We start from the raw sequence: 23585 nt of genomic DNA, 5'->3' as shown, positions 1-23585 counted from the left end.
GTCGTAACTATTTCCGTGAAAGCCCAAGTAGCAGGGCCAACAGCAGCCCTCCCGTCTAAGGGACGACTCCAACGAAGCCAGCGCATAGACTTTTCCAGCATGGTCATGCCGGAACGTGAAATGATCGTTAGCGCGATCGCGGCCGGCGACCCGGCGCAGGCGCCCCTCGCGGCAGCGAAGCACATGGCCCAGGCGGCGGCCGGGTACGGCAAGCCTGCGCCCACCGCGGCGTTGACAGCGCGTTGGCAATACTCATACAATCCCTATCGAATGTTATCGATAACTCACGGCCAACGCCGAGCCATCCCTTCAAGCCCGCCATGGTTGTTCCACGCCTGCCGGGATGCGCGGACAGGCTCATCCAACACACCTGAACGAATATGAAATCCACTCGCGGAATTGCCGCCCTGCTGGCGAGTTTGTGCGCCATCGCCTCGTCCCCGCTCGCCCGGGCGCAAACGCCCCCGGTGCCCGAGTGGGAAAACCCGGAGGTGGTCGCGGTCAACCGCGAGCCCATGAAAGCGACCTTCTTCAATTTCGAGAGCGTGGACAAGGCGGTCGCCGGCGAACCGGCCGCTTCGCGCTTCCATCGCTCGCTCGACGGCGCATGGTCGTTCAAGTATTCGCCGAACCCCGACGCGCGCCCGCGCGACTTCCACCGCCCGGAATTCGACACCAGCGGCTGGGGCAAGGTCGCCGTGCCCGGCATCCTGCAGGCGCAGGGGCATGGCAAGCCCGTCTTCGCCAACTGGCAGTACCCGTTTCCCGTCAACCAGCCGCTGATCCCCCACGCGATGAACGAGGTGGGCTCGTACCGCCGCGACTTCGACGTCCCTGCGGACTGGAGCGGACGCGATGTCTTCCTGCATATCGGGGCGGCGGGCGCGGCCTATTACATCTGGGTCAACGGACATTATGTCGGCTATTCCGAGGACTCCAAGCTGCCGTCCGAGTTCGCGCTGACCAGGTACATCAAGCCGGGCAAGAACACGATCGCGGTCGAAATGTACCGCTGGGCCGACGGCTCCTACCTGGAGGATCAGGACTACTGGCGGGTCAACGGCTTCGAGCGCGGCGTGTACGTGTATGCCGAGCCGGCGGCGCGCCTGCGCGATTACACCGTGACCGCCCTGCTCGACAAGACCAGCTACCGGAACGGCGAATTCACGCTGAACGCCGAATTCGCCGGAGCCCCGGCCACGGGCGGCATCGTCGCCACGCTCTACGATGGCAACGACGTGGTTTCCAGCTTCAGCGGGGAAATCCGCGATGGCTCCAGCGCGGCGCTGCGGGGCACGATCAAGCACGTCAAGCCGTGGTCCGCCGAGACGCCCAACCTGTACCGCCTGGTCCTGGAATACAGGAACGGCAACGGCTACCTGGTCTCGGCCACGTCGCGCAAGATCGGCTTCCGCACGGTCGAGATCGCGGACGGCGAAATGCGCGTGAACGGCAAACGCGTGATGATCAAGGGCGTCAACCGCCATGAGCACGATCCCGTGACGTACCGCGTGATGTCGATGGAGGCCATGCGCAGGGACATCGAGTTGATGAAACAGGCCAACGTCAACGCGGTGCGCACCTCGCACTACCCGAACGACCCGCGCTGGTACGACCTGGCGGACGAGTACGGCATCTACGTCATGGACGAGGCCAATATCGAATCGCACGAGTATTTGATCAAGGGGGACGAGGCCTTCCAGCAGACGGGGGACCACAAGCGGCTGGAGGCGCTGCAACTCGGTTACCAGCCCAACTGGAAGACCGCCCACCTGGATCGCGTCATGCGCATGGTCCAGCGCGACAGGAACCATCCCTCCATCATCATGTGGTCGCTCGGTAACGAGACCGGCGTCGGCCCCAATTTCGAATATGCCGCGCAGTGGATACGCCGCAACGATCCGACCCGCCTGATCCATTTCCTGGGCCACAGCGTACTGGGCGCGGAACACAAGCCCACCGGCTACGCCGACTTGTACTCCCCCATGTACGACAGCATAGGCAAAATGGTCGATTACGCGCAGGATCCACGCTACCAGCAGCCCATGGTCCAGTGCGAATACGGGCACGCCATGGGTAATTCGCTGGGCAACCTGGAAGACTACTGGACGGCCATCCGCAAGTACAAGAAATTGCAGGGCGGCTTCGTGTGGGACTGGGTGGACCAGAGCGTCTACGCCACCGACGACAAGGGCCGCACTTATTGGGCTTCGGGCTTCGATCTCAATCCCGCGTACGCCGACAAGAGCATGGTGGGCGACGGCGTGCTGCGTTCGGACCGCGTGCCCGATCCTGAATACTACGAGCTGCAGAAAGTGTACTCGCCGGTCGTGTTCAGCGGCGACCCCGGGTCCGGCAAGATCCGGGTGAGCAACCGCTACGATCTGCGCGATCTGTCCGGCCTGGACTTCGAATGGGTTGTCGCAAGCGACGGCGCGCGGGTGGCGGGGGGTGCGCTGACGGGCGTAAACGCGCCCGCCGGCGCCAGCCGGGATATCCCGCTCAAGCTGCCGTCCCTGTCGAAGCACCGCGGCACTGAACTCATCCTGACCGTCCGCGCCAAAGCGCGGGCGGGGACAATCAAGGGGGTCGCCGATGGAAGCGTGATCGGCTGGACCCAGTTCACCCTCGCCCAGGCCGCTCCAAACCTGCCGGCCAAGGGGCCGTACATCAAGCCCAAGACCGATGGCGACGAGATCCGCTGGGATTCCCCGGCGGCGTCCCTCGTCATCAATCAAAAGACCGGTCTGGTGCGCTATGGCGTCCAGGGCAACACGCTGCTCACAGGCGGTTCGCCCAACTTCTGGCGCGGCCTGATCGACAACGACGTCGGCATCGGCGTCGAGAAGAGCCATGCGCTGTGGAAGCGCCTGACCGATCAACGCGAGGTGCGCTCCGTCACCGTGCAAGGCGACGCCGTGAAGGTCCGCTTCGGCCTGGGCGTGGGCAGGGCGCACTGGGAGAACACGTACGCCATGAGCGCCGACGGAACGGTGCACGTGAGCGCGGCGTTCGAGCCGCTCGGCGACGATTTGCCGGACCCGCTGCGTCTCGGCCTGCGCTTCGACACCAATCCCGTACTGGAGTCCCTGGCGTGGTATGGACGCGGCCCGCACGAGTCCTATGCGGATCGCAAGACCGGCAATCCGATTGGCCTCTTCAAGGGGAAGATAGCGGACCAGTACTTCAGCTACATGCGCCCGCAGGAGAGCGGCAACAAGACCGATGTCCGCTGGATTTCGCTCTCGTCGCCCGGGGGCCGGGGCGTCAAGGTGACGGGTGCGGCGCCGCTGTCCGTCAATGCGCTGGCGTTCCCCTACGAAGACTTGTATGCCCGGCCCACGGGGACCTGGAAGAGTTCCGACGTCCGGCCGCACGGCGACGGCTCGCTCCTGATCGACCTGGCCCAGGCCGGCGTTGGCGGCGACACCAGCTGGAGCCAGGGCGGCCGCCCGCATACCCAGTACCGGATCAAGGTCGAACCGGCGGCATACAGCTTCACCATCTCGCCAATCACCGTGAAGTAGCGCGGAGCGGGCCGCTTGCGCATTGGCGGTCAGCCCGGCCGGGGGGCGACCGTCGCGCGCATTCGCCGCGCTCGGCTCCCCCATCTGGCCTTAAAGTGCGAATCCCAGGTTTTCTGGCGCGGCAATCTCGTTCGCGATACGGCGATGCAGAACATCGCGGACGGGGGCGAGGTCTGGCGCCGCCGCCATGGCCGCCTGTTGATCGCACCACGGATATGGCAAGGCCGAGACCCAGCTCATCACCGGTTCCAAGGCTTCCGACGGCAGAATCTCCATGGCTTCGATCGTGATGGCGAGCGCGCGGACCTTGCCCTCCGCGCGCGTGAACGACCAGTCGTACCGCCCGCGGCCAATCCGCACCGCGCCGCCCTGTTTCTCTGACATGGCGACCAGCCAGCCGCAGGTAAAGGCTTCGGCATCATCCGCCGGCGGCCGGCCCATGCACAGGGTGTAGACGTTCTCGTATGTCTGGTTGAAGCGGCGCACGAGCGTCTCGGCGATCGCTTCCCGTCCGGCGGACGACGCCGGAAATGAAATCGCGTCCGTTCGGACGATCATCTGGAGCGTGGCGTCCTCGGTGAGCGCCGCATCCAGCAAATGTGGACGATTGCCGTCCTTGGCCTTGATATACGCGACGATGGATTCAGTTGGGGTGGGCATGGGTGAATGTGGTGGGAGATGGGTTGACCGTCACCGCGTGCTCCCGCGGCGGTGACGGGTATTGCGGGAACGGATCACTTGTAGACGCCGCAGCCTATGATGACGTCATCGAAGCGCTCGACATAGGTGCGTTTGGCGTCCAGCTTGCCGGTGCTGGGGTTGGGCCATTTGTAGTCGACCCAGCCCTTGCCCTCCTTGCCCATGCCGACCGCCAGTATGTCCTTGATCAGGAACTTGCCGTCGGCGTCCTTCATTTCCAGGACGTTCTTGCCCACCAGTTTGACGTTGGCGCCGTTCGCCACCTCGACGCCGTCGCCGTTGGCCATGAAGGCGAAGATGTACAAGTCCCTGTCGATGAACTGGCCCTTGGGCGTGTTGAACTCGGCGAACGCCTTTTCCTTGCCGTTCTTCTTCAGGAACTCGCCCGCCTTCTTGACCATGGCGACGGCTTCGTCGGCCGTGCCTTTTTCGGCCGCGGCGGCGCCGAGGCTGAATGCCAGCATGGCCAGCACGGCGGTGAAGTACTTGAATACCTTGTTCATCGTGAGTCTCCTTAGAATGAGTGCCGCAAGCCCAGGTTGACGGCGCCGTCGCCGGTGCCGCCCTCGATCGCGCCGCCGACCGTGTAGCCGGCGCCGTTCCTGTTCAGTATGCGCGCGTAGGCCGCGTACAGGTCCGTGCGCTTGGACAGGATGTTGCGGTAGCCCAACGCCATCTGTTCCGCGTCCTGGTTCAGGGCCGTGCGGTCGTCCTTCCTGATCCAGGACGCCATCCACACGTGCGCGCCCATCGGCACGGTCACGCCCAGCAGCAAGGCCTGGCTGTCGGTGGACGCCACCGGCGCCCGCGCGTGGCCGAAGGGATTGGCGGCGTTGCGCAGCGGCGCGCTGTTCAGGCCCTTGTCCACGCTGTAGACCAGGTGGGCCTTGGCGGCGCTGAAGCCGTAGGTCGCGGCCAGCGCGGTGTTCCTGGCGCTGCTGGTGTTCTTCACGGTGGCGCTGTCGTTGTCGCGGTTGTGGTGGGCCAGCTTCACGTTCAGCGGGCCGGCGGCGTAGGCCAGCGCGCCGCCGAACTGGCGCCCGGCCGAACTGTCGCCGGACACCTCGCCGGCGCCGTACACAAGTTCCGCGCTCACGCCGTTCAGCGCCGGCGAGGCGTACTTGATGGAGTTGTCCATGCGGCTGGCGCTGTTGCCGGTGGCCGCCATCAGGTTCTTGGTGTCGCCCGCCATGCCGGAGCCGAACGGGTCGGCGCCGGCGATGGCCAGGTATTGGGGCGTGTACTGGCGGCCCAGCGTGAGCGCGCCGGCGCGGCTTTGCAGGCCCACGTAGGCCTGGCGGCCGAACAGCAGGCCGCCCTGGCCCATGGCGCCGGTGTCGGCCTGGAAGCCGTTCTCCAGCAGGAAGACGGCGGACAGGCCGTTGCCCAGGTCTTCGGTACCTTTGAAGCCGAGGCGCGAGCCGGAGGCCACGCCGCTGGTCAGTTTGGTGCTGGAGCCGGCGGCCGCGCCGATCTCGCGCACCAGCGCCACGTCCACCACGCCGTACACGGTGACGGCCGATTGGGCCGCGGCCATCCCTGCCGATGCGCCCAGGATGAGCGCAAGCATTGTTTTTTTCATTTTTTCTGGTCTCTGTGATTGTTGAGCCGCTGGTTCGCATGCTGAACCAGCGGCAAATGCCGGGGTCGGACCCGCCGGGTCCGACCCCAGGGTTACGCCGCTGGTTTCAAGGGCATGCCGAAGCCGCCGCCGCCGGGGGTTTCGATGGCGAACACGTCGCCCGCCCGCATCTCCGCCGTGTGCGTGGCGCCGAAGTGCTCGAAGCTGCCATCGGCGCGCTCTACCCAGTTGCGCCCGACCGCGCCCGGCCCCGCCCCCTCCAGCCCGAACGGCGGCACGCGCCGGTGGCCGGCCAGGATGTTGGCCGTCATCCGCTCCAGGAAGCGGATCCTGCGCACGGCGCCGTCGCCGCCCCGGTGCAGCCCCTCCCCGCCGCTGCCGCGCCGGATCGCGTGCGTTTCCACCAGCACCGGGAAGCGCCACTCCAGCACTTCCGGATCGGTCATGCGCGAGTTGGTCATGTGGGTCTGCACGGCGGCCGTGCCGTCGAAGCCCGGACCCGCGCCGGAACCGCCGGCGATGGTCTCGTAGTACTGGTGCTCCTCGTTCCCGAAGGTGAAGTTGTTCATCGTGCCCTGCGACGCCGACATCACGCCCAGCGCGCCGTACAGCGCGTCCGTCACGTACTGCGACACCTCCACGTTGCCCGCCACCACCGCCGCCGGATAGCGCGGATTGAGCATGGAGCCCTCGGGGATGATGAGATTGAGCGGCTTCAGCACGCCCTCGTTCATCGGGATGTCGCTGTCGAGCAGCGTGCGGAACACGTACAGCACGGCCGCCTTGCACACCGACAGCGGCGCGTTGAAGTTGGTGGACCGCTGCTCGCTGGTGCCGGTGAAGTCCACGGTGGCGCTGCGGCGCTCGCGGTCCACCGTCAGGCGCACGCGCAGCATGGCGCCGTCGTCCATCTCGTACTCGAAGCTGGCGTCGCGCAGGCCGGTGATGGCCTTGCGCACCGCCGCCTCGGCGTTGTCCTGAACGTGTTGCATATAGGCCAGCACCACGTCCTCGCCATACAGGCCGGCGGCCTTCAACAGTTCGTTGGCGCCGGTTTCGCAGGCGCCCAGCTGCGCGATCAGGTCGGCGATGTTCTGGTCGATATTGCGGCTCGGCCAAGGGCCGGCGCCGAACAGGCCGCGCACCAGCGGCTCCAGGAACACGCCCTTGTCGACGATCTTCACGTTGTCCAGCAGGACGCCCTCTTCCAGGATGCTGGTGCTGTTGGGCGGCATGGAGCCGGGCGAGATGCCGCCCACGTCGCCGTGGTGGCCGCGCGCGGCGACATAGAACAGCGGGGTTTCGCCACCGCCGCCAAACACCGGGCTCACCACCGTGATGTCCGGCAGGTGGGTGCCGCCGTTGTAGGGCACGTTCAGCACATAGGCGTCGCCCGGCGCCATGGTGGCGGCGTGCTGGCGGATCACGCACTGCACGCTGTCGCTCATCGATCCCAGGTGCACCGGGATGTGCGGCGCGTTGGCGATCAGGTTGCCGTGGCGGTCGAAGACGGCGCACGAGAAGTCCAGCCGCTCCTTCATGTTGACCGAGTAGGCGGTGTTCTCCAAGGTGGTGCCCATCTGCTTGGCGATGGCCATGAACAGGTTGTTGAAGATCTCCAGGTGGATGGGATGCACGGCCGTCGTCATCTTGTGCATGGCGCCCGCCGCCGAGGTGCGCTCCAGCAGCAGCGTGTGGTCCGGCAGCACGGTCGCGGTCCAGCCGGCGTCCACCACGGTGGTGGCGATCTCCTCGCGGATCAGCGCCGGGCCGGGCACGCGGCTGCCCACCGGCAGCGCGGCGCGCACGTGCAGCGCGATCGGCACGGTCTGGCCGTCCACGTAGCTGGACACCTGGCCCTGGCCGTGCGCGCCCGCGCCGTCCGGCACCTCGATGGCGAAGCCGGCGCCGTCGCCCGCGCCTATCGCCTCGGCGGACACGGACTCGATCACCAGCGGCTGTCCGTCCATCACGAAGCCGAAACGGCTGCGGTATTGCCGGGCGAAGGCTTCCGCCATGTCGGCGTGGCTACCCAGCGGGATCACGAAGGCCGAGTCGCTGTCCTGGTATTTGAGGCGGGCGCACAGCTCCACCGTGATGTCCCCGCGCGCCACCCGCTGCGCCAGCAGCTCGCCGCTGGCGCGCTCGGCCAGCGCGGCCAGCGTCGGCGCCAGCGCGGCCAGCGCCGCGTCGGACAACACCTGCTCGACCGCGCCCTCGCGCATGGCGCGGATGTCGGCCAGGCCCATGCCGAAGGCGGACAGCACGCCGGCGAAGGGGTGGATGACGATCTTGGTCATGCCCAGCACGTCGGCCACGCGGCAGGCGTGCTGCCCGCCGGCGCCGCCGAAGCAACACATGGCGTAGCGGCTCACGTCGTAGCCGCGCTCCACCGAGATGGACTTGATGGCCTGCGCCATATTGTCCACCGCCACCGCCAGGAAGCCGTCCGCCACCGCCGATGGGCTCATGCGGGTGCCGGTCTCGCGCTCGATGCGCGCGGCCAGATCCGCGAAGCGCCGCTCCACCACGTCCCGGTCCAGCGGCTGGTCGCCGTTGGGGCCGAACACGTGGGGGAAGTGCGCGGGCTGTATGCGGCCCAGCATCACGTTGCAGTCGGTGACCGTCAGCGGGCCGCCCTTGCGGTAGCTGGCCGGGCCCGGATTGGCGCCGGCCGATTCGGGGCCGACCTTGAAGCGGCCGTTCTCGAAGCCGCAGATGGAGCCGCCGCCCGCCGCCACGGTGTGGATGTGCATCATCGGCGCCCGCACCCGCACGCCGGCCACCACGGTCTCGAACACGCGCTCGTAGGCGCCGTCGTAGTGGGCCACGTCGGTCGAGGTGCCGCCCATGTCGAAGCCGATCACCTGGCGCAGGCCGATGGCCTCGCAGCTCTTGACCGCGCCGACGATGCCGCCGGCGGGGCCGGACAGGATGGCGTCCTTGCCCTGGAAGCGGCTGGCGTCCGTCAGGCCGCCGTTGGACTGCATGAACATCAGCCGCACGTCGCCGGTCTCGCTGGAGACCCGCGACACGTAGTCGCGCAGCACCGGCGACAGGTAGGCGTCCACCACCGTGGTGTCGCCGCGGCCGACGATCTTCATCAGCGGGCTGACCTGGTGGCTGACCGAGATCTGCGCGAAACCGGCCTCCCCGGCCAGTTCCCGCAGGCGCTGCTCGTGTTGCGGATAGCGGTAGGCGTGCATCAGCACGATGGCGATGGAGGCTATGCCCTTGGCGCGCAGCTGGCGGAACTGGTGGCGCAGCGCGTCCTCGTCGGGCGCCTCCAGCACCTCGCCGCGGGCGCCGATGCGCTCGTCCACCTCGATCACCTCCTCGTAGATCAGGTCCGGCAGCGCGATGCGCATGGCGAAGATGTCCGGCCGGTCCTGGTAGCCGATGCGCAGCTGGTCGGCGAAGCCGCGCGTGATGGCCAGCGCGGTGCGCGCGCCCTTGCGCTCGAGCAGCGCGTTGGTGGCGACCGTGGTGCCCATCTTGATCACCTCGATCCGGTCCACCGGCAGCGCCTCGCCGGCTTTCAGGCCCAGCATGTCGCGCATGCCCTGGGTGACCGCGTCGTCGTAGCGCTCCGGGAACTCGGACAGCAGCTTGTGCGTGACCAGCTTGCCGTCCGGGCGGCGGGCGACGATGTCGGTGAAGGTGCCGCCGCGGTCGACCCAGAACTGCCAGCGCGCTTGGTCGGAAGGGATGTCGTTTTTCATGGTGATGTCTCTTTGCTTGCTTTGTTGGTTCAGGATTCGAGCTTCTTGCCGGCGGTCTCGGGCAGCGTCAGCGCGGCCAGGATCATCACGCCGTAGGCGCAGCCGGCGAACACGCCGATCGCCTCGCCCAGCGCCATGTGCTGGCTGCTCAGGCCTATCATCAGCGGGAACAGCGAGCCGACCGCGCGGCCCATGTTGTAGCTGAAGCCCTGGCCGGAACCGCGGATGCGGGTCGGGAACAGTTCGGTGAGGAAGGCGCCCATGCCGCTGAACACGCCGGACACGAAGAAGCCCAGCGGGAAGCCCAGGAACAGCATCACGTTGTCCGTCACCGGCATGCGGGTGTAGGCCAGGGCGATGCACAGCGAACCGACGGCGAACAGGATGAAGTTCTTCTTGCGGCCCAGCAGGTCGGTCAGGAAGGCGCTGACGATGTAGCCCACGTAGGAGCCCACGATCACCATGGCCAGGTAGCCGCCGGTGCCCAACACCGTCAGGTGGCGCTCGGTCTTGAGGAAGGTCGGCAGCCAGGTGGTGATGGCGTAGTAGCCGCCCTGGGCGCCGGTGGTGAGCAGCACGGCGCGCAGCGTGGTGCTGAGCATGGCCGGCGAGAAGATCTCGGCGAAGGAGGCGCGCTCCTCGCTCTCCTCGATTTTTTTCTGCTGCGCCACGAACACCTCCGGCTCCTCGACGAAGCGGCGGATGAAGATCACGAACAGCGCCGGCAGTATGCCCAGCAGGAACAGCGAGCGCCACGCCCATTCCGGCGGCAGCAGCGAGAACATCAGCGCGTACAGCAGCGCGGACGCGCCCCAGCCCAGCGCCCAGCCGGCCTGCACCATGCCGACGGCCTTGCCGCGGTCCTTGGCGCGTATCACCTCGCCGATCAGGATGGCGCCGGCGGTCCATTCGCCGCCCATGCCGAAGCCCATCAGGCCGCGCGCCCACAGCAGCTGGTTGAAGTCCTGCGCGAAGCCGCACAGCACGGTGAAGAAGGCGAACCACAGGATGGTGATCTGCAGCGTCTTGACGCGGCCGATGCGGTCCGACAGGATGCCGGCGATCCAGCCCCCGGCGGCGGAAGTGAGCAGCGTCACGGTGCCGATCAGGCCCGCGTCGCCCTTGGTCAGGCCCCAGGTGGCGATCAAGGTCGGGATCACGAAGCTGAGGAACTGGGTGTCCATCGCGTCCAGCGCGTAGCCGACCTTGCAGCTCCAGAAGGTGCGCCGCTCCTTGCCGGTCAGCGCGTGGAACCAGGAAAAGTATCCCTCTTCCCGGGCCGCGGGTATCGCTCTTGTGTTCATGTTTTCTCCCCTTTTTAGGTATGGTTGTGGTGGTTCAGAATGCGGCTAGCGTGGCGTTGCGTATGTCGGTGATCAGCATGTAGCCCGGCCGGTGAGTGATCACCAGCGGCAGCCGGGCCGCGCGGATCGCCTCCTGCGGGGTGACGCCGCAGGCCCAGAACACGGGCAGTTCGTCGGGCGCGATGTCGACCGCGTCGCCGTAGTCGGGCCGCGCCAGGTCGGCGATGCCGATCAGGCCCGGGTCGCCCAGGTGCACGGGGGCGCCGTGCACGGCCGGGAAGCGGCTGGTGATCTGGATGGCGCGGATCGCGTCGCGCGCCTTCATCGGCCGCATGGACACGACCATGTCGCCGCCGAACGGGCCGGCTGCCGCGTTGGCGATATTGGTGCGGTACATGGCCACGTTGCGGCGCTGCGCCACGTGGCGCAGCGGGATGCCCGCCTCCATCAGCATCTGCTCGAACGAGAAGGAGCAGCCGATGGCGAAGGCCACCAGGTCGTCGCGCCACAGTTCGTGCAGGGTGTGCGGCTGCCCGGCCAGCTCGCCGTCGCGGTAGACGTAGTAGCCGGGAACGTCGCCGCGCAGGTCCATGTCGGCGCCCAGCGCGGCCACGTTCCACTGCCCCGCCTCGCCGACCGCCAGCAGCGGGCAGGCGCGCGGATTGCGCTGGCAGAACAGCAGGAAGTCGTCGGCGTGGGCACGCGGCAGGATCACCAGGTTGGCCTGGGCGTGGTCGCCGCAGTGGCCGGCGGTCGGCAGGCGGAACTGGCCGGCGCGCACCGCGTGCCGGAATTCGAGTGGGGTCGTCGGTGTGGTCATCTGAAACTCGCTGTGGTTGGATCGTCGATGCTGCAAAGGATGGAGCAAGAATATGCGCGTCGCTGGCAGTTAGCTACCTAGTAATTTTTGCCGTTGCTGTATAGTTTTTCTTACCACGGCCCGCTATGCCCGGGCCCGGGGTTAAGGTATTCTTGTCCGAACCCACCCGCGCCGCGCCATGAACACACGCTTCCTCGAAACCTTCGTCACGCTCGCCCAATTGCGCAGCTTCCGCGCCACCGCGCACGCGCTGCACGCCACGCCGGCCGCCATTTCGCTGCGCATCAAGACGCTGGAGGAGGAACTGCAGACGGAGCTGATCGACCGCGGCGCCAAGGATTTCCGCCTGACGGCGCACGCCGAATACCTGCTGGGCCACGCCAAGGCTGTGGTGGACGCCACGCGCCGCCTGCAAAGCGCGGCCCGCAAGGACAACGCGATACGGGGCCGGCTGCGGCTGGGCGTGATCGAGTCCGTGGTGCACAGCTGGCTGGCGCAGTACATCCGCGAACTCAACGCGGACCACCCCGAGCTGGAGATCGACCTCGCGGTGGACATGAGCAATGTGCTGGAAAAGCGCCTGCGGGCGCGTGAACTGGACCTGGTGATCCAGGTGGAGGGGGTGGACAGCAGCGACATCGTGTCCGAGGCGCTGGCGGTGTATCCGCTGCACTGGATCGCCCGCAAGGGGCTGATCGACACGCGCAAGGAGGGACTGAACCAGCGCCTGCTGCAGCGCCCCATCCTCACCTTCGGGCGCGGCACGGCGCCGCACCGCATGATCGAGGAGATCGTCAGCAAGATGGCCAACCTGGCCGCCGTGCCGCTGGAGCAGACCCGCATCACCTGCTCGCCGTCGGTGGCGGCCATCGTGCAGCTGGTAAAGGACGGCTACGGCGTGGCGGCCATCCCCAGCCTGTTCGTCAGCGGCTTCCTGGACACGGGCGAGTTCATCGAACTGCCGGTGCACCCGGAGCCGCCGCCCATCCTCGTGTCCATGTGCTTCCACGCAAACGCGGCGATGATGGTGCACGCCGCCGCCACCGCTGCCAGGCTGGCGTGCGCCGGCTATTGCGCCCAGGTCGGGCCGCATTACATCAAGTCCCTGTGCTGACGAAATAATCAACTTGATGATTATTTCAATGTTGTGATCGATAACATCGGTGGCATAATCGTCCTCGCCGTACCGGGCCCGGCTTGACGCGGCAATCCCGCGGCGTCCCTGGGCCGCCCTTCTCGAGGAGCACCATGCCGAACAACGATCAGAAGTTTTCCCTGAAACGCAGATCCATTTGCGCCACCGGCCTGGGGCTCGCCGCCCTTGGCCCGCTGGGCCTGGCCGGTTGCGGCGGCGACGCCGGACCAGCCGCCCTGGACGCGGCCGGCGCGGCCAAGGCCGGCGGCGCCCCGCGCCGGCAGGGCGCCACCACCGCGCGCACCTTCGTCCACCCCGGCCTGCTGCACACCGAGGCCGATTTCACCCGCATGCGCGCCAAGGTCGCGGCCGGGGCCCAGCCCTGGACCCAGGGCTGGAACGCGCTGACCAGCAATGGCCGCTCCCAGCTGGGCACCCCGCCGCGGCCGCTGGTGACGGTGACCCGCAGCGCCACCCTGAACAACACGCCGCAGATGTATATCGACATCGCCCGCACCTACCAGATGGCGCTGCGCTGGAAGGTCTCCGGCGACACCGCCTACGCCGACCAGGCGGTGGTGTTCCTGAACCAGTGGTCGTCCACCATGACCACCCTGACCGGCAACGCCGACCGCTTCCTGGCCGCCGGCATCTATGGCTACCAGTGGGCCAACGCCGCCGAGATCATGCGCACCTACAGCGGCTGGGCGGCGGCCGACCTGGCCCGTTTCCAGTCGCTGATGCTCAATGTCTTCTATCCGCTGTGCCACCAGTTCCTGGTCACGCACAACGACGCCGACATCACCAACTACTGGGCCAACTGGGACCAGTGCACCATCGCCGCCATACTGGCCATCGGCGTGCTGTGCGACCGCGAGGACCTCTACGACGAGGCGATGAACTACTACAAGACGGGCGCGGGCAACGGCACCAGCCAGCAGGCCGTCTACTACGTCCATCCGGGCAACCTGGGGCAATGGCAGGAGAGCGGCCGCGACCAGGGCCACTGCACGCTGGGGGTGGGCCTGGCCGCCTCGTTCTGCGAAATGGCCTGGAACCAGGGCGACGACGTATATAGTCTCGACAACAACCGCTTCCTGGCCGGCGCCGAGTATGTGGCGAAAACGAATCTGACCGATGCCAACGGCGCGTACTACACCCTGCCCTTCGCGACCTACAAGAACGTCAACGTGACCCAGCCCGGCCTGTCGTCGGCCGGCCGCGTCAGCGTGCGCCCCGTATGGGCGATGGTGCTGAACCACTATGCCAACCGCAAGGGCTTGGCCGCGCCGTACTGCGCGCTGCAGGTGGCCCAGGTGGCCCCCGAGGGCGACGGCGGCAATGGCGACCAGCTGGGCTTCGGCACGCTCACCTTCAGCCGCGACCCGTATGCGGGCGGCGTCGCGCCCAGCGGACTGACGGCATGGTGGAGCGGCGGCCAGATGGTGCTGTCCTGGTGGGGCTGCGCGAACGCCACCGGCTACACCGTCAAGCGCGCCACGGCGGCCGGCGGCCCCTACACCACCATCGCCAGCGGCATCACGAACCTGCTCACCTACACCGACAGCGGCATGGCGCCGGGCGCCTATTACTACGTGGTGACGGCCCAGACCCCGACCGGCGACAGCGCCCCCTCGGCCGCGAAGATGGCCATGGCCGGCACCGGCCTGCACACCCGGCTGATGATGAACGAGACGTCCGGCACGACCGCCGCCGACGCCACCGGCAACGGCCACGCGGGCACGCTGGTCAACGGCGGCGCGTGGGTGGCCGGGCGCAGCGGCAACGCGCTGCAGCTGGACGGCGTCAACGATTATGTGGCCCTGCCGCAGGATGCGGTCGCGGACCTGGCCGATTTCACCATCGCCGCCTGGGTCTACTGGGACGCCTCGCGCAACTGGGCGCGGGTGTTCGACTTCGGCTCGGGCACCGGGCATTACATGATGCTGACCCCGCGCACCAACGGCGGCGTGATACGCTTCGGCATCACCACCGACTACGGCGTCGGCGAACAGGGCATCACCGGCACCGCCGCGCTGCCCACGGGCCAGTGGGTGCACGTGGCGGTCACCCTGTCCGGCGCCACCGGCACCCTGTACGTGAACGGCGCGGTGGCCGGCAGCAACACGGCCATGTTCCACGCGCCGTTCCGCCTGGGATCCACCAACCAGAACTGGATCGGCCGTTCGCAGTACGCGGCCGATCCCTACTTCAACGGCAAGATCGACGACTTCCGCATCTATCGCGGCGCCCTCACCGCCGCCGAGGTGACGGCGCTGGTCAACAGCTAGCCGCCGCGCGACCCCGCCGCTATTTGCGGCGGGTGGCGGTGGCCGATTCGCGCTTGACCAGGGTGTAGGGCAGCAGCTTGTGCTGCACCACCGGGGGCTCGCCCACGCGGCGGCGGCGGATCTGGTCGACCAGCAGGTCGACCGCCGCGCGCGCCATGTCGCCGATGGGCTGGTGGATGGTGGTCAGTTCGGGCCACACGGTGGTGGCGACGGGCGTGTCGTCGAAGCCGCAGATCGTCAATTCCTCGGGCAGCTGCAGATGCATGCCGTGGGCGACGGCCACCACGGCGGCGGCCATGTCGTCGTTGCTGGCGAAGATGGCGGTGGGCCGTTTGGCCTGCCCCAGCAGCTGGCGCGCGGCGGCCAGGCCGGAACGGTAGGTGAACAGGCCGTCCGCCACGCGTTCGGGCGGCACCTCGAGGCCGGCCTCGGCCATGCCGTCGAGGAAGGCCTGGTAGCGCATCTGCGCCGGCGTGTGCTTGGGATCGCCCTTGATGAAGCCGATGTCCTTGTGGCCCAGGGACAGCAGGTGGCGCGTCATGGTGAGCGCGCCCTCGTAGTCGTCGATGCGCACGGCCGACACGCCGGGCGAGGGCCGGCCGGTGGCGACGGCCACCGTCGGCATGCCGATCTCATCCAGCTGCTTCAGGGCGGACTTGGTGTCGCACAGCGGCGGCGGCACCAGGATGCCGTCCGCGCCGCTGGCGATCAGCTTGCCGATGGCGGCGCGCTGGCTGCGCAGGTCGGTGCAGCGTTCCAGGATCAGCTGTGCGCCCATCTGGCCGCACTGGTCCATCGCGCCGACCAGCAGGGCGCTCAGGAAGGATTCACTGGGATTGCTGTACAGCAGGCCGACGCGCAGGGTGCCCACGCGCGCGGCGCGGGCCGCGAAGTTGACCTGGTAATTCAAGGATTCCACCGCCGCCATCACCTTGTCGCGGGTCACGGCGGTCACTTGCGCGCTACCGTTGACGACCCGCGACACGGTCATCGCCGACACGCCGGCGACCCGCGCGACATCGTAGATGGTGGCGCCGCTGACGGCGCCTTCGCTTTGCTTTTGTTCCATCGTCCCTTTTGCATACTGAAAGTTATCGCGATGGCCCCCCCGGCCTTCCCGATAAACAAGGCCAGCGCTGGGCTGGCCTCGACTTCAATATTATATTGCAATTATCACGCCAACCGCACGCCATAGATGGCCGGATCGCGCGTTTTGGGCAAGGGATTGAAGCGCAGGCGCAGTTTTTTCCTGCCGCGCGAGTAGGCGTACGGCACCAGGTAGGCCGCCTCGAACAAGCCGCCGGGCTTTTCCTTGCCCAGCCGCTGGGTGGCGATCAGCTCGCCGTCGATGCGGACGTCCACCAGGCCGCCCTCGGCGTCGCCCGAGTAGCTGACGTAGAGCGTCAGCGGCCGGTCCTCGCAGCGCAGGTCGAACTCGATATGGCCGCCGGCCTTGATCAGGCGGCCGGCGCGGCCGAACAGATGGGTGGTTTCGGCGAGCTCGCCGGCATAGGCGTGGGCGGCCTCGGAGGCCGGATCGCCGGGCTGGAAGGTGTCGATGGCGTCCCGCGCCATGGCGGGACGGATGGCGAGCAGGCCGAGCGCGCTGGCGCCCAGCAGGAAGTGGCGGCGGTTGGTGATGGTCATTCGGTGCTTTCAAAAAAAACCGGCACGGCGAAGCCGTGCCGGTCTGGCGATACTACAGGATTGCCACGCGATTACAGCGCGCCGAACTTGTAGCGCAGGCCGAGAACGAAGGTGCGGCCGTTGCCATAGTGCTGCAGTTCGATGCCGGTTTTGTAGTCAGGCTCGCCGATGTAGCGGTGCAGCGCCTTGTTGGTGATGTTCTTGGCGTTGAACGACAGCGTCAGGTTGTCGGCGATTTCATAGTTGATCGAACCGTCCAGGATGCCGTAGGCGTCGATGGAACGGCTGTCGATCGGATTGATCGCCACATCGTTAAACAGCGACATCGAACGCCACGTGTAGGCCAGGCGGGCCGACAGCTTCTTGTCCTCGTACATGCCGGACACGCTGTAGTTGTGCTTGGACTGGAACGGCTGCGCCATGCGCACGACGCGGGGGGCCGCGGCGGTGCCGAAGTTGAGCGGGTTGGCCGTCGTCACGTAGGTGTACGAACCGGACACGCCGAAGTTCTTCAGGATGCCTTCGGCGCCGTCGAAGAAGTACTGGCCGGCCACTTCCACGCCGCGCGCATAGCCTTTCTCGGCATTGACGCGCTTGCTGACCGAATACTGGCCGCCGCTGCAACCGTTGCCGACCGAACCGGTGTATGGTCCGGCGACAGCGGGGTCCAGCGTCTGGCACGACAGCAGGTTATTGAAGAAGCCGTCGATCTGTTTATCGAACACCGCGAGCGACGCGTAGTTGGTCTTGCTGAAGTAGTGCTCCAGCGACAGGTCGAAGCTGTCGGCGACCAGCGGACGCAGGTCCGGATTGCCGACGTTGGCGGTGCCGGTGGAAGTGTTCACGCCGCTGATGGACGGATTCAGGTCGCCAATGCCGGCGCGGGTCATGCCGCGGCCATAGGCGAAGCGCACCAGCGATTCTTTCGAGATGTCGTAGGTGGCGTTAAACGTTGGCAAGGAATTGGTGTAGGAAGTCTTGCCCACCACGTCCACCAGGGCGCCGTTCAAGCCGGTCGCGCGGGCCACGGCCGTGCCGGTGGTGCGCACCACGCGCACGCCGACACTACCCTTGAGGCGCTCGTCCATCGCCGAGAATTCGCCCACCAGGTAGCCGGCCAGCGTGTTCTCTTCGACGTAGCGGCGTTCGCCGGCGAGTTCCGGGTAGGCGCCGTCTTGCGGGATGCCCGATTTCGGGAAGGCGGTCTGGACCTGGTTGCCCAGCAGCGCGTCCGGCTTGTAGACCGCGAAGCCGCCCGCATAGCCGGCGTCGCCGCCCATGAAGTTGGTCGGCGCCCGCTCGATCGCGCTGCCCATGGTCGAGGCGTTGATGGCGTTCGAACGGTTGGCCGTCAGCGCCAGGCCGTCGGTGGTCAGTGGCCTGGACCCCGGGCGGAAATTCTTGTACAGGCTGTCCATGTGGGCGTAGCGGGTGCCGAACTTGAGGCGGTTGAACGGGCCGACGTCCAGGCTGTAGGCGCCGCTCAGCGCGGTGGCGTGGCCGCTGTCGTCCCAGCTCTGGTTGGAACCATTCTCATACTGGCGGAACACGAAGTTGGCCGGATCGCTCAGGTCGGGGCCGGTGAAGGTCAGCTGGTGCGGCGCGCCATCGGCGATACGGTTGGTGGACCACAGCTTGCCTGGCGCGGAATCCATGAGCACGTTGCGGTTATCCTGGGTCTTGTCGGACTTGATGTACGAGAAGTCGGCCTTCAGCGACAGGTCAGCCGTCGGGCTCCATTCGGCGCCGGCCGCGCCCACCCAGGTCGTATAAGGGGTGTGCTCGTCCCCACCCATCGAGGTGACGGCCGAGTTCAGGAAGCTGCCGCTCAACAGGCGCTTGCTGACCAGCACGTCGTTGCTGCCGCCGTTGATGTTGCGGTTGGCCAGCGCCTCGGTGTAGTTGAACGGCGTGGTCTGCAGGTTCTGCACGTTGGCGCCGTCAACCGAATTCAGGCCGCGGTAGTTCTGGTGGTACAGGTAGTACACATAGTTCGCCTCGGCGTAGAAACGCAAGGTATTGCTGACGCGGTAGTCGCCCGCCAGGTTCAAACCCTTGCGCTCGCGCATGATGGTTTCCTGGAACGCGTTGCTGTTCACGCCCGTGGCCGAGATCACGTTGCTGATCTGGTCCGCGGTCAGGCCGGCCAAGTTGGGCATGTTGGCGCCGGTGGTGCCGACGTTGTCCATGAAGTTGACATCGCTGCGGCCCACATAGGCGGACATCGGCTGGAACGGGCTGTTGGCCGTGTTGGCGGCGGCGCGCGTCGCGTACTCGGCGCTGTCGGCGCGGACCGCGCGCTTCAGGCTGCCGCCGCGGTTGGCCGGGTTGTTGTCCGAACGGCCGGTGCTCTTCTGGTAGACCGCCGCGCCCATCACGCCGATGCGGCTGCCGCCGCCCAGGTCGATGCGGTTGGCGCCCATGACGAACAACTCGGGATCGGTCTTCTTGGCCAGATCGTTGTTGCTGAAGCTGATCGACGCCGCGACGGTCGGGCCCTTGAAATCGCTCGGGTTGCGGTTGCGGATGTTGACCAGGCCGCCGATGCCGCCTTCGATGTGCTCGGCCGACGGGTTCTTGTAGACGTCGACGCCGGCGATCATGCCGGGAATCGCGCTCTCGATGTTGAACTCACGGCCGCCGGCGGTGTTGAACGCGCGGCCATTGATCTGCGACGCCGTCTGGCCGGACAGGCCGCGGATGGTCAGGCCGGAGCCCGCGCCCACCGGCGAGGCGCCCTCGCCGCCGTAACGGTAGCCCTGCACGCCCGGAATGCGGGTCATCGTCTCTGCCACGTTCAGGTCGGGCAGCTTGCCGATGTCGTCGGCGGTGATGGAATCGACCACTTCCATCGTGTCGCGCTTGATGGCCACCGACGAGCGGGCCGAGGCGCGGATACCCGTCACCACCACGGTCTGTTCGGCGGCCTGCTGCTGCGCCATCGCTTCCGGCGCGAACGCCTGCGACACCGCCAGGGCGATCCCGGTTACCTGCAGCGAAAATCCAGTTTTCTTGTACATATAAGTGTCCCCAATTGAATGATGCACGCCGTCTTGGCGGCATGCCGCGGCTTGTTCAAGCCGCTACGGCTCTTTGTTATCGCCTGTGGCGCGCCACTTCTGTGAACGCTAACAGGTTATCGATAACATGATGTTAGCATATCCCGAATTATTGGCAACTGGAATTTTAAAAATCATCGCGCCGATCGCAAAATTCCTTTTTTTTGCGGCTTTTACGCCAAAGTTTGCCTTTACGTTGTGGTATTTTATCCCTTAGACTGTTATCGATATCAGCAATCACCCTAATTTTTGGAGCAAAAGATGTTCGCCAAGACCTACCACGCCACCCACCCCGACATGATGTCGCATGCCAGCAACGACCAGCTGCGCGAGCGCCACCTGATCGGCGGCCTGTTCGCGGCGGACCGCGTGGTGTTGAATTATTGCCACAACGAGCGCTTCGTCATCGGCGGCGCCGCGCCGGTCGCCGGCCCGGTCGCCCTGCCCTTGCACACCGAGCCGGCGTCGGCCGCCGGCCAGCCCTTCCTGGTTCGGCGCGAACTGGGTGTGATCAATGTATCATCCGGCGCGGGCCGTGTGCGCGTCGACGGCGAACTGTATGAGCTGGCGCCGCGCGACGGCCTGTACATCCCCATGGGCAGCGCCGACGTGGTGTTCGAATCGGCGGACCCGGCGAACCCGGCGCGCTTCTATCTGGCCTCGACGCCGGCCCACGTGCGCTACGAGACCGTGAAGATCACGCACGCCGAGGCCATCCCGCTGGAGCGTGGCGGAATGGAGACATCGAACGCCCGCACCATCTACCAGTACGTGATCCCCGGCGTGTGCAAGTCGGCCCAGCTGCTGCTGGGACTGACGGTGCTGAAGACCGGCAGCGTCTGGAACACCATGCCGCCGCACCTGCACGACCGCCGCTCCGAGGTCTATTTCTATTTCGACCTGAAGGAATCCGAACGCGTGTTCCATTTCATGGGCGAGCCGGACGCCGCGCGCCACATCATCGTCGCCAACGAGGAGGCGGTGGTGTCGCCGCCATGGTCCATCCACATGGGCTCGGGCACGGCGAACTACGCCTTCATCTGGGCCATGGGCGGCGAGAACCTCGACTACACGGACATGAACGTGCTCGATATCTGCCAGTTGAAGTAGGAGTAGCGTCATGTCCGATCTGATCCGCCCGCTGCGCCTGGAATGGGAGTATGGCAGCGCCGAAGTCCAGCGGCTGGGCGGCATGCTGGGGCCGCTCACCTTCCGCCTCGGCGCCGAGCGGGAAATCGACGTCATGCACGTGGCGCCGTGGACCGGCATGCGCGAGGCGGCCGGCCTGCCGGGGCTGATGCGGCGCCTGCGCGGCGAGTGGCCCTGCGTGCCCTTCGGCCGCGTCGACCCGCCCGACGACCTGCCGCCCGGCTGGGCCGTCCGTGCCGCCGACGACCACTGGTCGCACGGCTACGGCGCCAACCACCGCTGGGAATGCCTGGAGTCGACGCCGTCCTTCGTGCGCCTGGCGATCGACTATCCCGCCGACGCGGCGGTGAGCCGCATCGAGCGCACCATCGCGGCCGATCCGCACTCGCCGGCGGTCGACATCCGGCTCAGCGTCTGGTCGCGCCGGCCCTCGCGGCTGCCGGTGGGCCTGCATCCCACCTTCCGCCTGCCGCCCGAACCGGGGCGGGTACGGGTCCTGCTGGGCGCGCACGACGGCGTGTTCAGCTATCCGTCCCGCTCCGCCGGCGCGGTGTCGCGCCTCAAGCCCGACACCCGCTCGGCCGGCCTGTCCCGCATGGCCGGCGCGGACGGCCCGCTGGACCTGGGCCTGCTGCCGCTGGACGGCCATTCGGAGGAGCTGATGCAGGTGCACGCGCTGAGCGCGGCCGCCGGCGCCCCGCCGTTCGCGCTGCACTACCTGGACTACGACGCCTGCGTCGGTCTGTGGTGGGACACGGCCCAGCTGCCCGACCTGATGCTGTGGGTGAGCAACGGCGGCCGCCTGGACTTCCCCTGGATGAGCCGCCACCTCGCGCTGGGCGCGGAGCCCGTCAACAGCCTGTTCGACCTGGGCCGCGTGGCGCGGGCCCCGAGCGAGCATCCGCTGGCCGGCCGCGCCGGCGTCGCCCTGACCCCGGACCAGCCCTGGCACACCCGATACCGGATCGCGGCATGGCCGCAATCCGGCCCCGCCGCGCCGTAATCCCGTACAACCCCCGCATCCGAAAGGCCCCCATGCTCCCACAATTCCGCTCGCGCGAGATGCTGCTGTCGCACATCGCGCACACCATGCAGTTCTACCATCCGCGCTGCATCGATCCGACCGGCGGCTTCCACCATTTCTTCCTGGACGACGGCACCATTTACGACGGCGCCACCCGCCACCTGGTGAGCAGCACGCGCTTCGTCTTCAACTACGCGATGGCCCACCGCCAGTTCGGCGACCCGGCCTACCTGGAGGCGATGCGGCACGGCGTCGCCTTCCTGCGCGACGTCCACCGCGACCCGCACACCGGCGGCTACGCCTGGCAGCTGTCCTGGCAAGACGGCAAGAAGCGCGTGCTCGACGCCGACAACCACTGCTACGGCCTGGCCTTCGTGCTGCTGGCCTATTCCCACGCGCTGGCCGCCGGCATGGAGGAGGCCCGCGGCCACATGAACGAGACCTACGAGCTGATGGAGCGCCGCTTCTGGGAGCCGCGGCACGGCCTGTACGCGGACCAGGCCAGCGCCGACTGGTCGGTGCTCGACCCGTATCGCGGCCAGAACGCCAACATGCACGCCTGCGAGGCGATGCTGGCCGCGTTCGAGGCCTCCGGCGACCAGCGCTACCTGCAGCGCGCGGCCACGCTGGCGCACAACATCACCGTGCGGCAGGCCGGCCTGGCGGACGGCATGATCTGGGAGCACTACACCGCCGACTGGACCATAGACTGGAACTACAACCGCCACGACAAGAGCAACATCTTCCGCCCGTGGGGCTTCCAGCCCGGCCACTTCACCGAATGGGCCAAGCTGCTGCTGTTGCTGGAGCGCCACGCCGATCGCCTGGACGCGCCCACCGCGTGGCTGGCGCCGCGCGCGCAGGCGCTGTTCGACGCGGCGCTGGAAACGGCCTGGGACAAGCGGCACGGCGGCATCCACTACGGCTTCGGCACCGAGGGCGAGATCTGCGACGGCGACAAGTACTTCTGGGTGCAGGCCGAGAGCCTGGCCGCCGCCGCGGTGCTGGGCGCGCGCACCGGCGAGGCGCGCTACTGGGAGTGGTACGACCGCATCTGGGCCTATAGCTGGGAGCACTTCGTCGACCACCGCCACGGCGCCTGGTACCGCATCCTCAGCCCGTCCAACGGCAAGCTGAGCGAGGAGAAAAGCCCGGCCGGCAAGGTCGACTACCACACCATGGGCGCCTGCTACGAGTCGATCGCGGCGCTGGGCGGACTGTAGCGCGCGCCGTCCCGCAAGCCGGACAGTATGCCCAGGCAGGACTTGCGGAACAGCTCGTCCACGCTGCCGGCCAGGTTGCGCCCCTGCCGCGCGACCTCGGCGTCCTGCCCCGGGTCGCGCGCGAAGCGGGCGCTCAGCCTCACCATCCGCTCGCAACCGTCGCGCAGCAGCGCGGCGGTCACCACGTCGACCCGGAAGCGCCCCTGCTCCACATGGTCGCGCAGGCGCTGCGTGATGTGGACGAAGGCCTGCATCGCGTCCGCCCCCAGGCGCATCGCCATTTTCTCCTGATCCGGCGCGCAGCCCTCGGCCAGCTCCATCACGCTGATCAACACCCTGTATTCATCGGCGTAGCGCCGCGCCCAACGTTCGGTTTCCATCCATTTCCTCCTTTAGCCGCCAA

General features: G+C 67.4%; 16 protein-coding genes. 6 read left to right on the top strand and 10 right to left on the bottom strand.

All coding sequences use genetic code 11. From position 1 onward, the window contains the following. Positions 1-380: 380 nt before the first annotated feature. Positions 381-3527, top strand: a complete 3147-nt coding sequence (locus BM436_RS07170) for a glycoside hydrolase family 2 TIM barrel-domain containing protein (protein ID WP_093554828.1) — start codon at positions 381-383, stop codon at positions 3525-3527. A 90-nt stretch (positions 3528-3617) separates the two neighbouring features. Here the strand turns inward: BM436_RS07170 and BM436_RS07165 are convergent, their stop codons facing one another. From BM436_RS07165 to BM436_RS07140, 6 genes are all read right to left on the bottom strand, one after another. After that, a complete protein-coding gene (locus tag BM436_RS07165) occupies positions 3618-4187 on the bottom strand; it encodes a hypothetical protein (RefSeq protein ID WP_093554827.1) in 570 nt (189 codons plus the stop codon). A gap of 74 nt (positions 4188-4261) precedes the next feature. Further along, positions 4262-4729: a cache domain-containing protein gene (locus BM436_RS07160; RefSeq protein WP_093554826.1), complete on the bottom strand. Its 468-nt coding sequence runs from the start codon at positions 4727-4729 to the stop codon at positions 4262-4264. Positions 4730-4740: 11 nt separating this feature from the next. Then, positions 4741-5808 carry a porin gene (locus BM436_RS07155; RefSeq protein WP_093554825.1) on the bottom strand — a complete coding sequence of 356 codons (1068 nt, stop codon included), beginning with the start codon at positions 5806-5808 and terminating at the stop codon, positions 4741-4743. Positions 5809-5900: 92 nt separating this feature from the next. Beyond that, positions 5901-9530, bottom strand: coding sequence for a hydantoinase B/oxoprolinase family protein (locus BM436_RS07150; protein ID WP_093554824.1), 3630 nt, complete (start codon positions 9528-9530; stop codon positions 5901-5903). A 29-nt stretch (positions 9531-9559) separates the two neighbouring features. Then, positions 9560-10834, bottom strand: a complete 1275-nt coding sequence (locus BM436_RS07145; RefSeq protein WP_093554823.1) for an MFS transporter — start codon at positions 10832-10834, stop codon at positions 9560-9562. A gap of 34 nt (positions 10835-10868) precedes the next feature. Further along, on the bottom strand, positions 10869-11654 hold the full coding sequence (locus BM436_RS07140; protein ID WP_093554822.1) for a putative hydro-lyase: 786 nt from the start codon (positions 11652-11654) through the stop codon (positions 10869-10871). A gap of 178 nt (positions 11655-11832) precedes the next feature. On the opposite strand from BM436_RS07140, the gene BM436_RS07135 reads away from it, so the two are divergent. Next, positions 11833-12768: a LysR family transcriptional regulator gene (locus BM436_RS07135; protein ID WP_093554821.1), complete on the top strand. Its 936-nt coding sequence runs from the start codon at positions 11833-11835 to the stop codon at positions 12766-12768. Between the two features lie 134 nt (positions 12769-12902). After that, positions 12903-15080, top strand: coding sequence for a LamG-like jellyroll fold domain-containing protein (locus tag BM436_RS07130; protein WP_093554820.1), 2178 nt, complete (start codon positions 12903-12905; stop codon positions 15078-15080). 19 nt (positions 15081-15099) lie between these two features. Here BM436_RS07130 and BM436_RS07125 read toward each other — a convergent pair whose 3' ends face one another. The 3 genes from BM436_RS07125 to BM436_RS07115 form a co-directional block, all read right to left on the bottom strand. Next, positions 15100-16149, bottom strand: coding sequence for a LacI family DNA-binding transcriptional regulator (locus BM436_RS07125; RefSeq protein WP_093554819.1), 1050 nt, complete (start codon positions 16147-16149; stop codon positions 15100-15102). Positions 16150-16253: 104 nt separating this feature from the next. Beyond that, entirely contained in the window at positions 16254-16727 is a 474-nt protein-coding gene (locus BM436_RS07120; protein WP_093554818.1) for a DUF6805 domain-containing protein, read from the bottom strand. Between the two features lie 71 nt (positions 16728-16798). After that, complete coding sequence (locus BM436_RS07115; protein WP_093554817.1) at positions 16799-19747, bottom strand: TonB-dependent receptor; 2949 nt, start codon at positions 19745-19747, stop codon at positions 16799-16801. 300 nt (positions 19748-20047) lie between these two features. On the opposite strand from BM436_RS07115, the gene kduI reads away from it, so the two are divergent. Genes kduI through BM436_RS07100 form a run of 3 tightly spaced genes read left to right on the top strand, consistent with a single transcriptional unit; the run spans position 20048 to position 23182 of the window. Further along, positions 20048-20896 (top strand): 5-dehydro-4-deoxy-D-glucuronate isomerase, encoded by an 849-nt coding sequence (gene kduI / locus BM436_RS07110; protein WP_093554816.1) that lies wholly within the window; start codon positions 20048-20050, stop codon positions 20894-20896. Between the two features lie 10 nt (positions 20897-20906). Next, the gene (locus tag BM436_RS07105) at positions 20907-21938 is read left to right on the top strand and encodes an aldose epimerase family protein (RefSeq protein WP_093554815.1); all 1032 of its coding nucleotides are present in this window, start codon (positions 20907-20909) and stop codon (positions 21936-21938) included. A 32-nt stretch (positions 21939-21970) separates the two neighbouring features. Continuing rightward, the gene (locus tag BM436_RS07100; RefSeq protein ID WP_093554814.1) at positions 21971-23182 is read left to right on the top strand and encodes an AGE family epimerase/isomerase; all 1212 of its coding nucleotides are present in this window, start codon (positions 21971-21973) and stop codon (positions 23180-23182) included. On the opposite strand, the gene BM436_RS07095 is transcribed toward BM436_RS07100, so the two are convergent. Further along, positions 23149-23562, bottom strand: coding sequence for a hypothetical protein (locus tag BM436_RS07095; RefSeq protein ID WP_093554813.1), 414 nt, complete (start codon positions 23560-23562; stop codon positions 23149-23151). The two genes, BM436_RS07100 and BM436_RS07095, sit on opposite strands and share 34 nt — an antisense overlap. Positions 23563-23585 lie beyond the last annotated feature (23 nt).

Source organism: Pseudoduganella namucuonensis (genome assembly GCF_900116645.1).
Classification (GTDB): domain Bacteria; phylum Pseudomonadota; class Gammaproteobacteria; order Burkholderiales; family Burkholderiaceae_D; genus Rugamonas; species Rugamonas namucuonensis.
Note: the sequence above shows the minus strand (reverse complement) of the source record. Positions and strands in the feature narration are given on the sequence as shown.

Excerpts from the sequence above, each read along its gene's own strand:
- BM436_RS07160 (WP_093554826.1), bottom strand. The coding sequence starts at position 4,729 with ATGAACAAGGTATTCAAGTACTTCACCGCCGTGCTGGCCATGCTGGCA.
- BM436_RS07170 (WP_093554828.1), top strand. The coding sequence starts at position 381 with ATGAAATCCACTCGCGGAATTGCCGCCCTGCTGGCGAGTTTGTGCGCC.
- BM436_RS07100 (WP_093554814.1), top strand. The coding sequence starts at position 21,971 with ATGCTCCCACAATTCCGCTCGCGCGAGATGCTGCTGTCGCACATCGCG.
- BM436_RS07105 (WP_093554815.1), top strand. The coding sequence starts at position 20,907 with ATGTCCGATCTGATCCGCCCGCTGCGCCTGGAATGGGAGTATGGCAGC.
- BM436_RS07120 (WP_093554818.1), bottom strand. The coding sequence starts at position 16,727 with ATGACCATCACCAACCGCCGCCACTTCCTGCTGGGCGCCAGCGCGCTC.
- BM436_RS07115 (WP_093554817.1), bottom strand. The coding sequence starts at position 19,747 with ATGTACAAGAAAACTGGATTTTCGCTGCAGGTAACCGGGATCGCCCTG.
- BM436_RS07130 (WP_093554820.1), top strand. The coding sequence starts at position 12,903 with ATGCCGAACAACGATCAGAAGTTTTCCCTGAAACGCAGATCCATTTGC.
- BM436_RS07145 (WP_093554823.1), bottom strand. The coding sequence starts at position 10,834 with ATGAACACAAGAGCGATACCCGCGGCCCGGGAAGAGGGATACTTTTCC.
- BM436_RS07165 (WP_093554827.1), bottom strand. The coding sequence starts at position 4,187 with ATGCCCACCCCAACTGAATCCATCGTCGCGTATATCAAGGCCAAGGAC.
- kduI (WP_093554816.1), top strand. The coding sequence starts at position 20,048 with ATGTTCGCCAAGACCTACCACGCCACCCACCCCGACATGATGTCGCAT.
- BM436_RS07095 (WP_093554813.1), bottom strand. The coding sequence starts at position 23,562 with ATGGAAACCGAACGTTGGGCGCGGCGCTACGCCGATGAATACAGGGTG.
- BM436_RS07155 (WP_093554825.1), bottom strand. The coding sequence starts at position 5,808 with ATGAAAAAAACAATGCTTGCGCTCATCCTGGGCGCATCGGCAGGGATG.
- BM436_RS07135 (WP_093554821.1), top strand. The coding sequence starts at position 11,833 with ATGAACACACGCTTCCTCGAAACCTTCGTCACGCTCGCCCAATTGCGC.
- BM436_RS07150 (WP_093554824.1), bottom strand. The coding sequence starts at position 9,530 with ATGAAAAACGACATCCCTTCCGACCAAGCGCGCTGGCAGTTCTGGGTC.
- BM436_RS07125 (WP_093554819.1), bottom strand. The coding sequence starts at position 16,149 with ATGGAACAAAAGCAAAGCGAAGGCGCCGTCAGCGGCGCCACCATCTAC.
- BM436_RS07140 (WP_093554822.1), bottom strand. The coding sequence starts at position 11,654 with ATGACCACACCGACGACCCCACTCGAATTCCGGCACGCGGTGCGCGCC.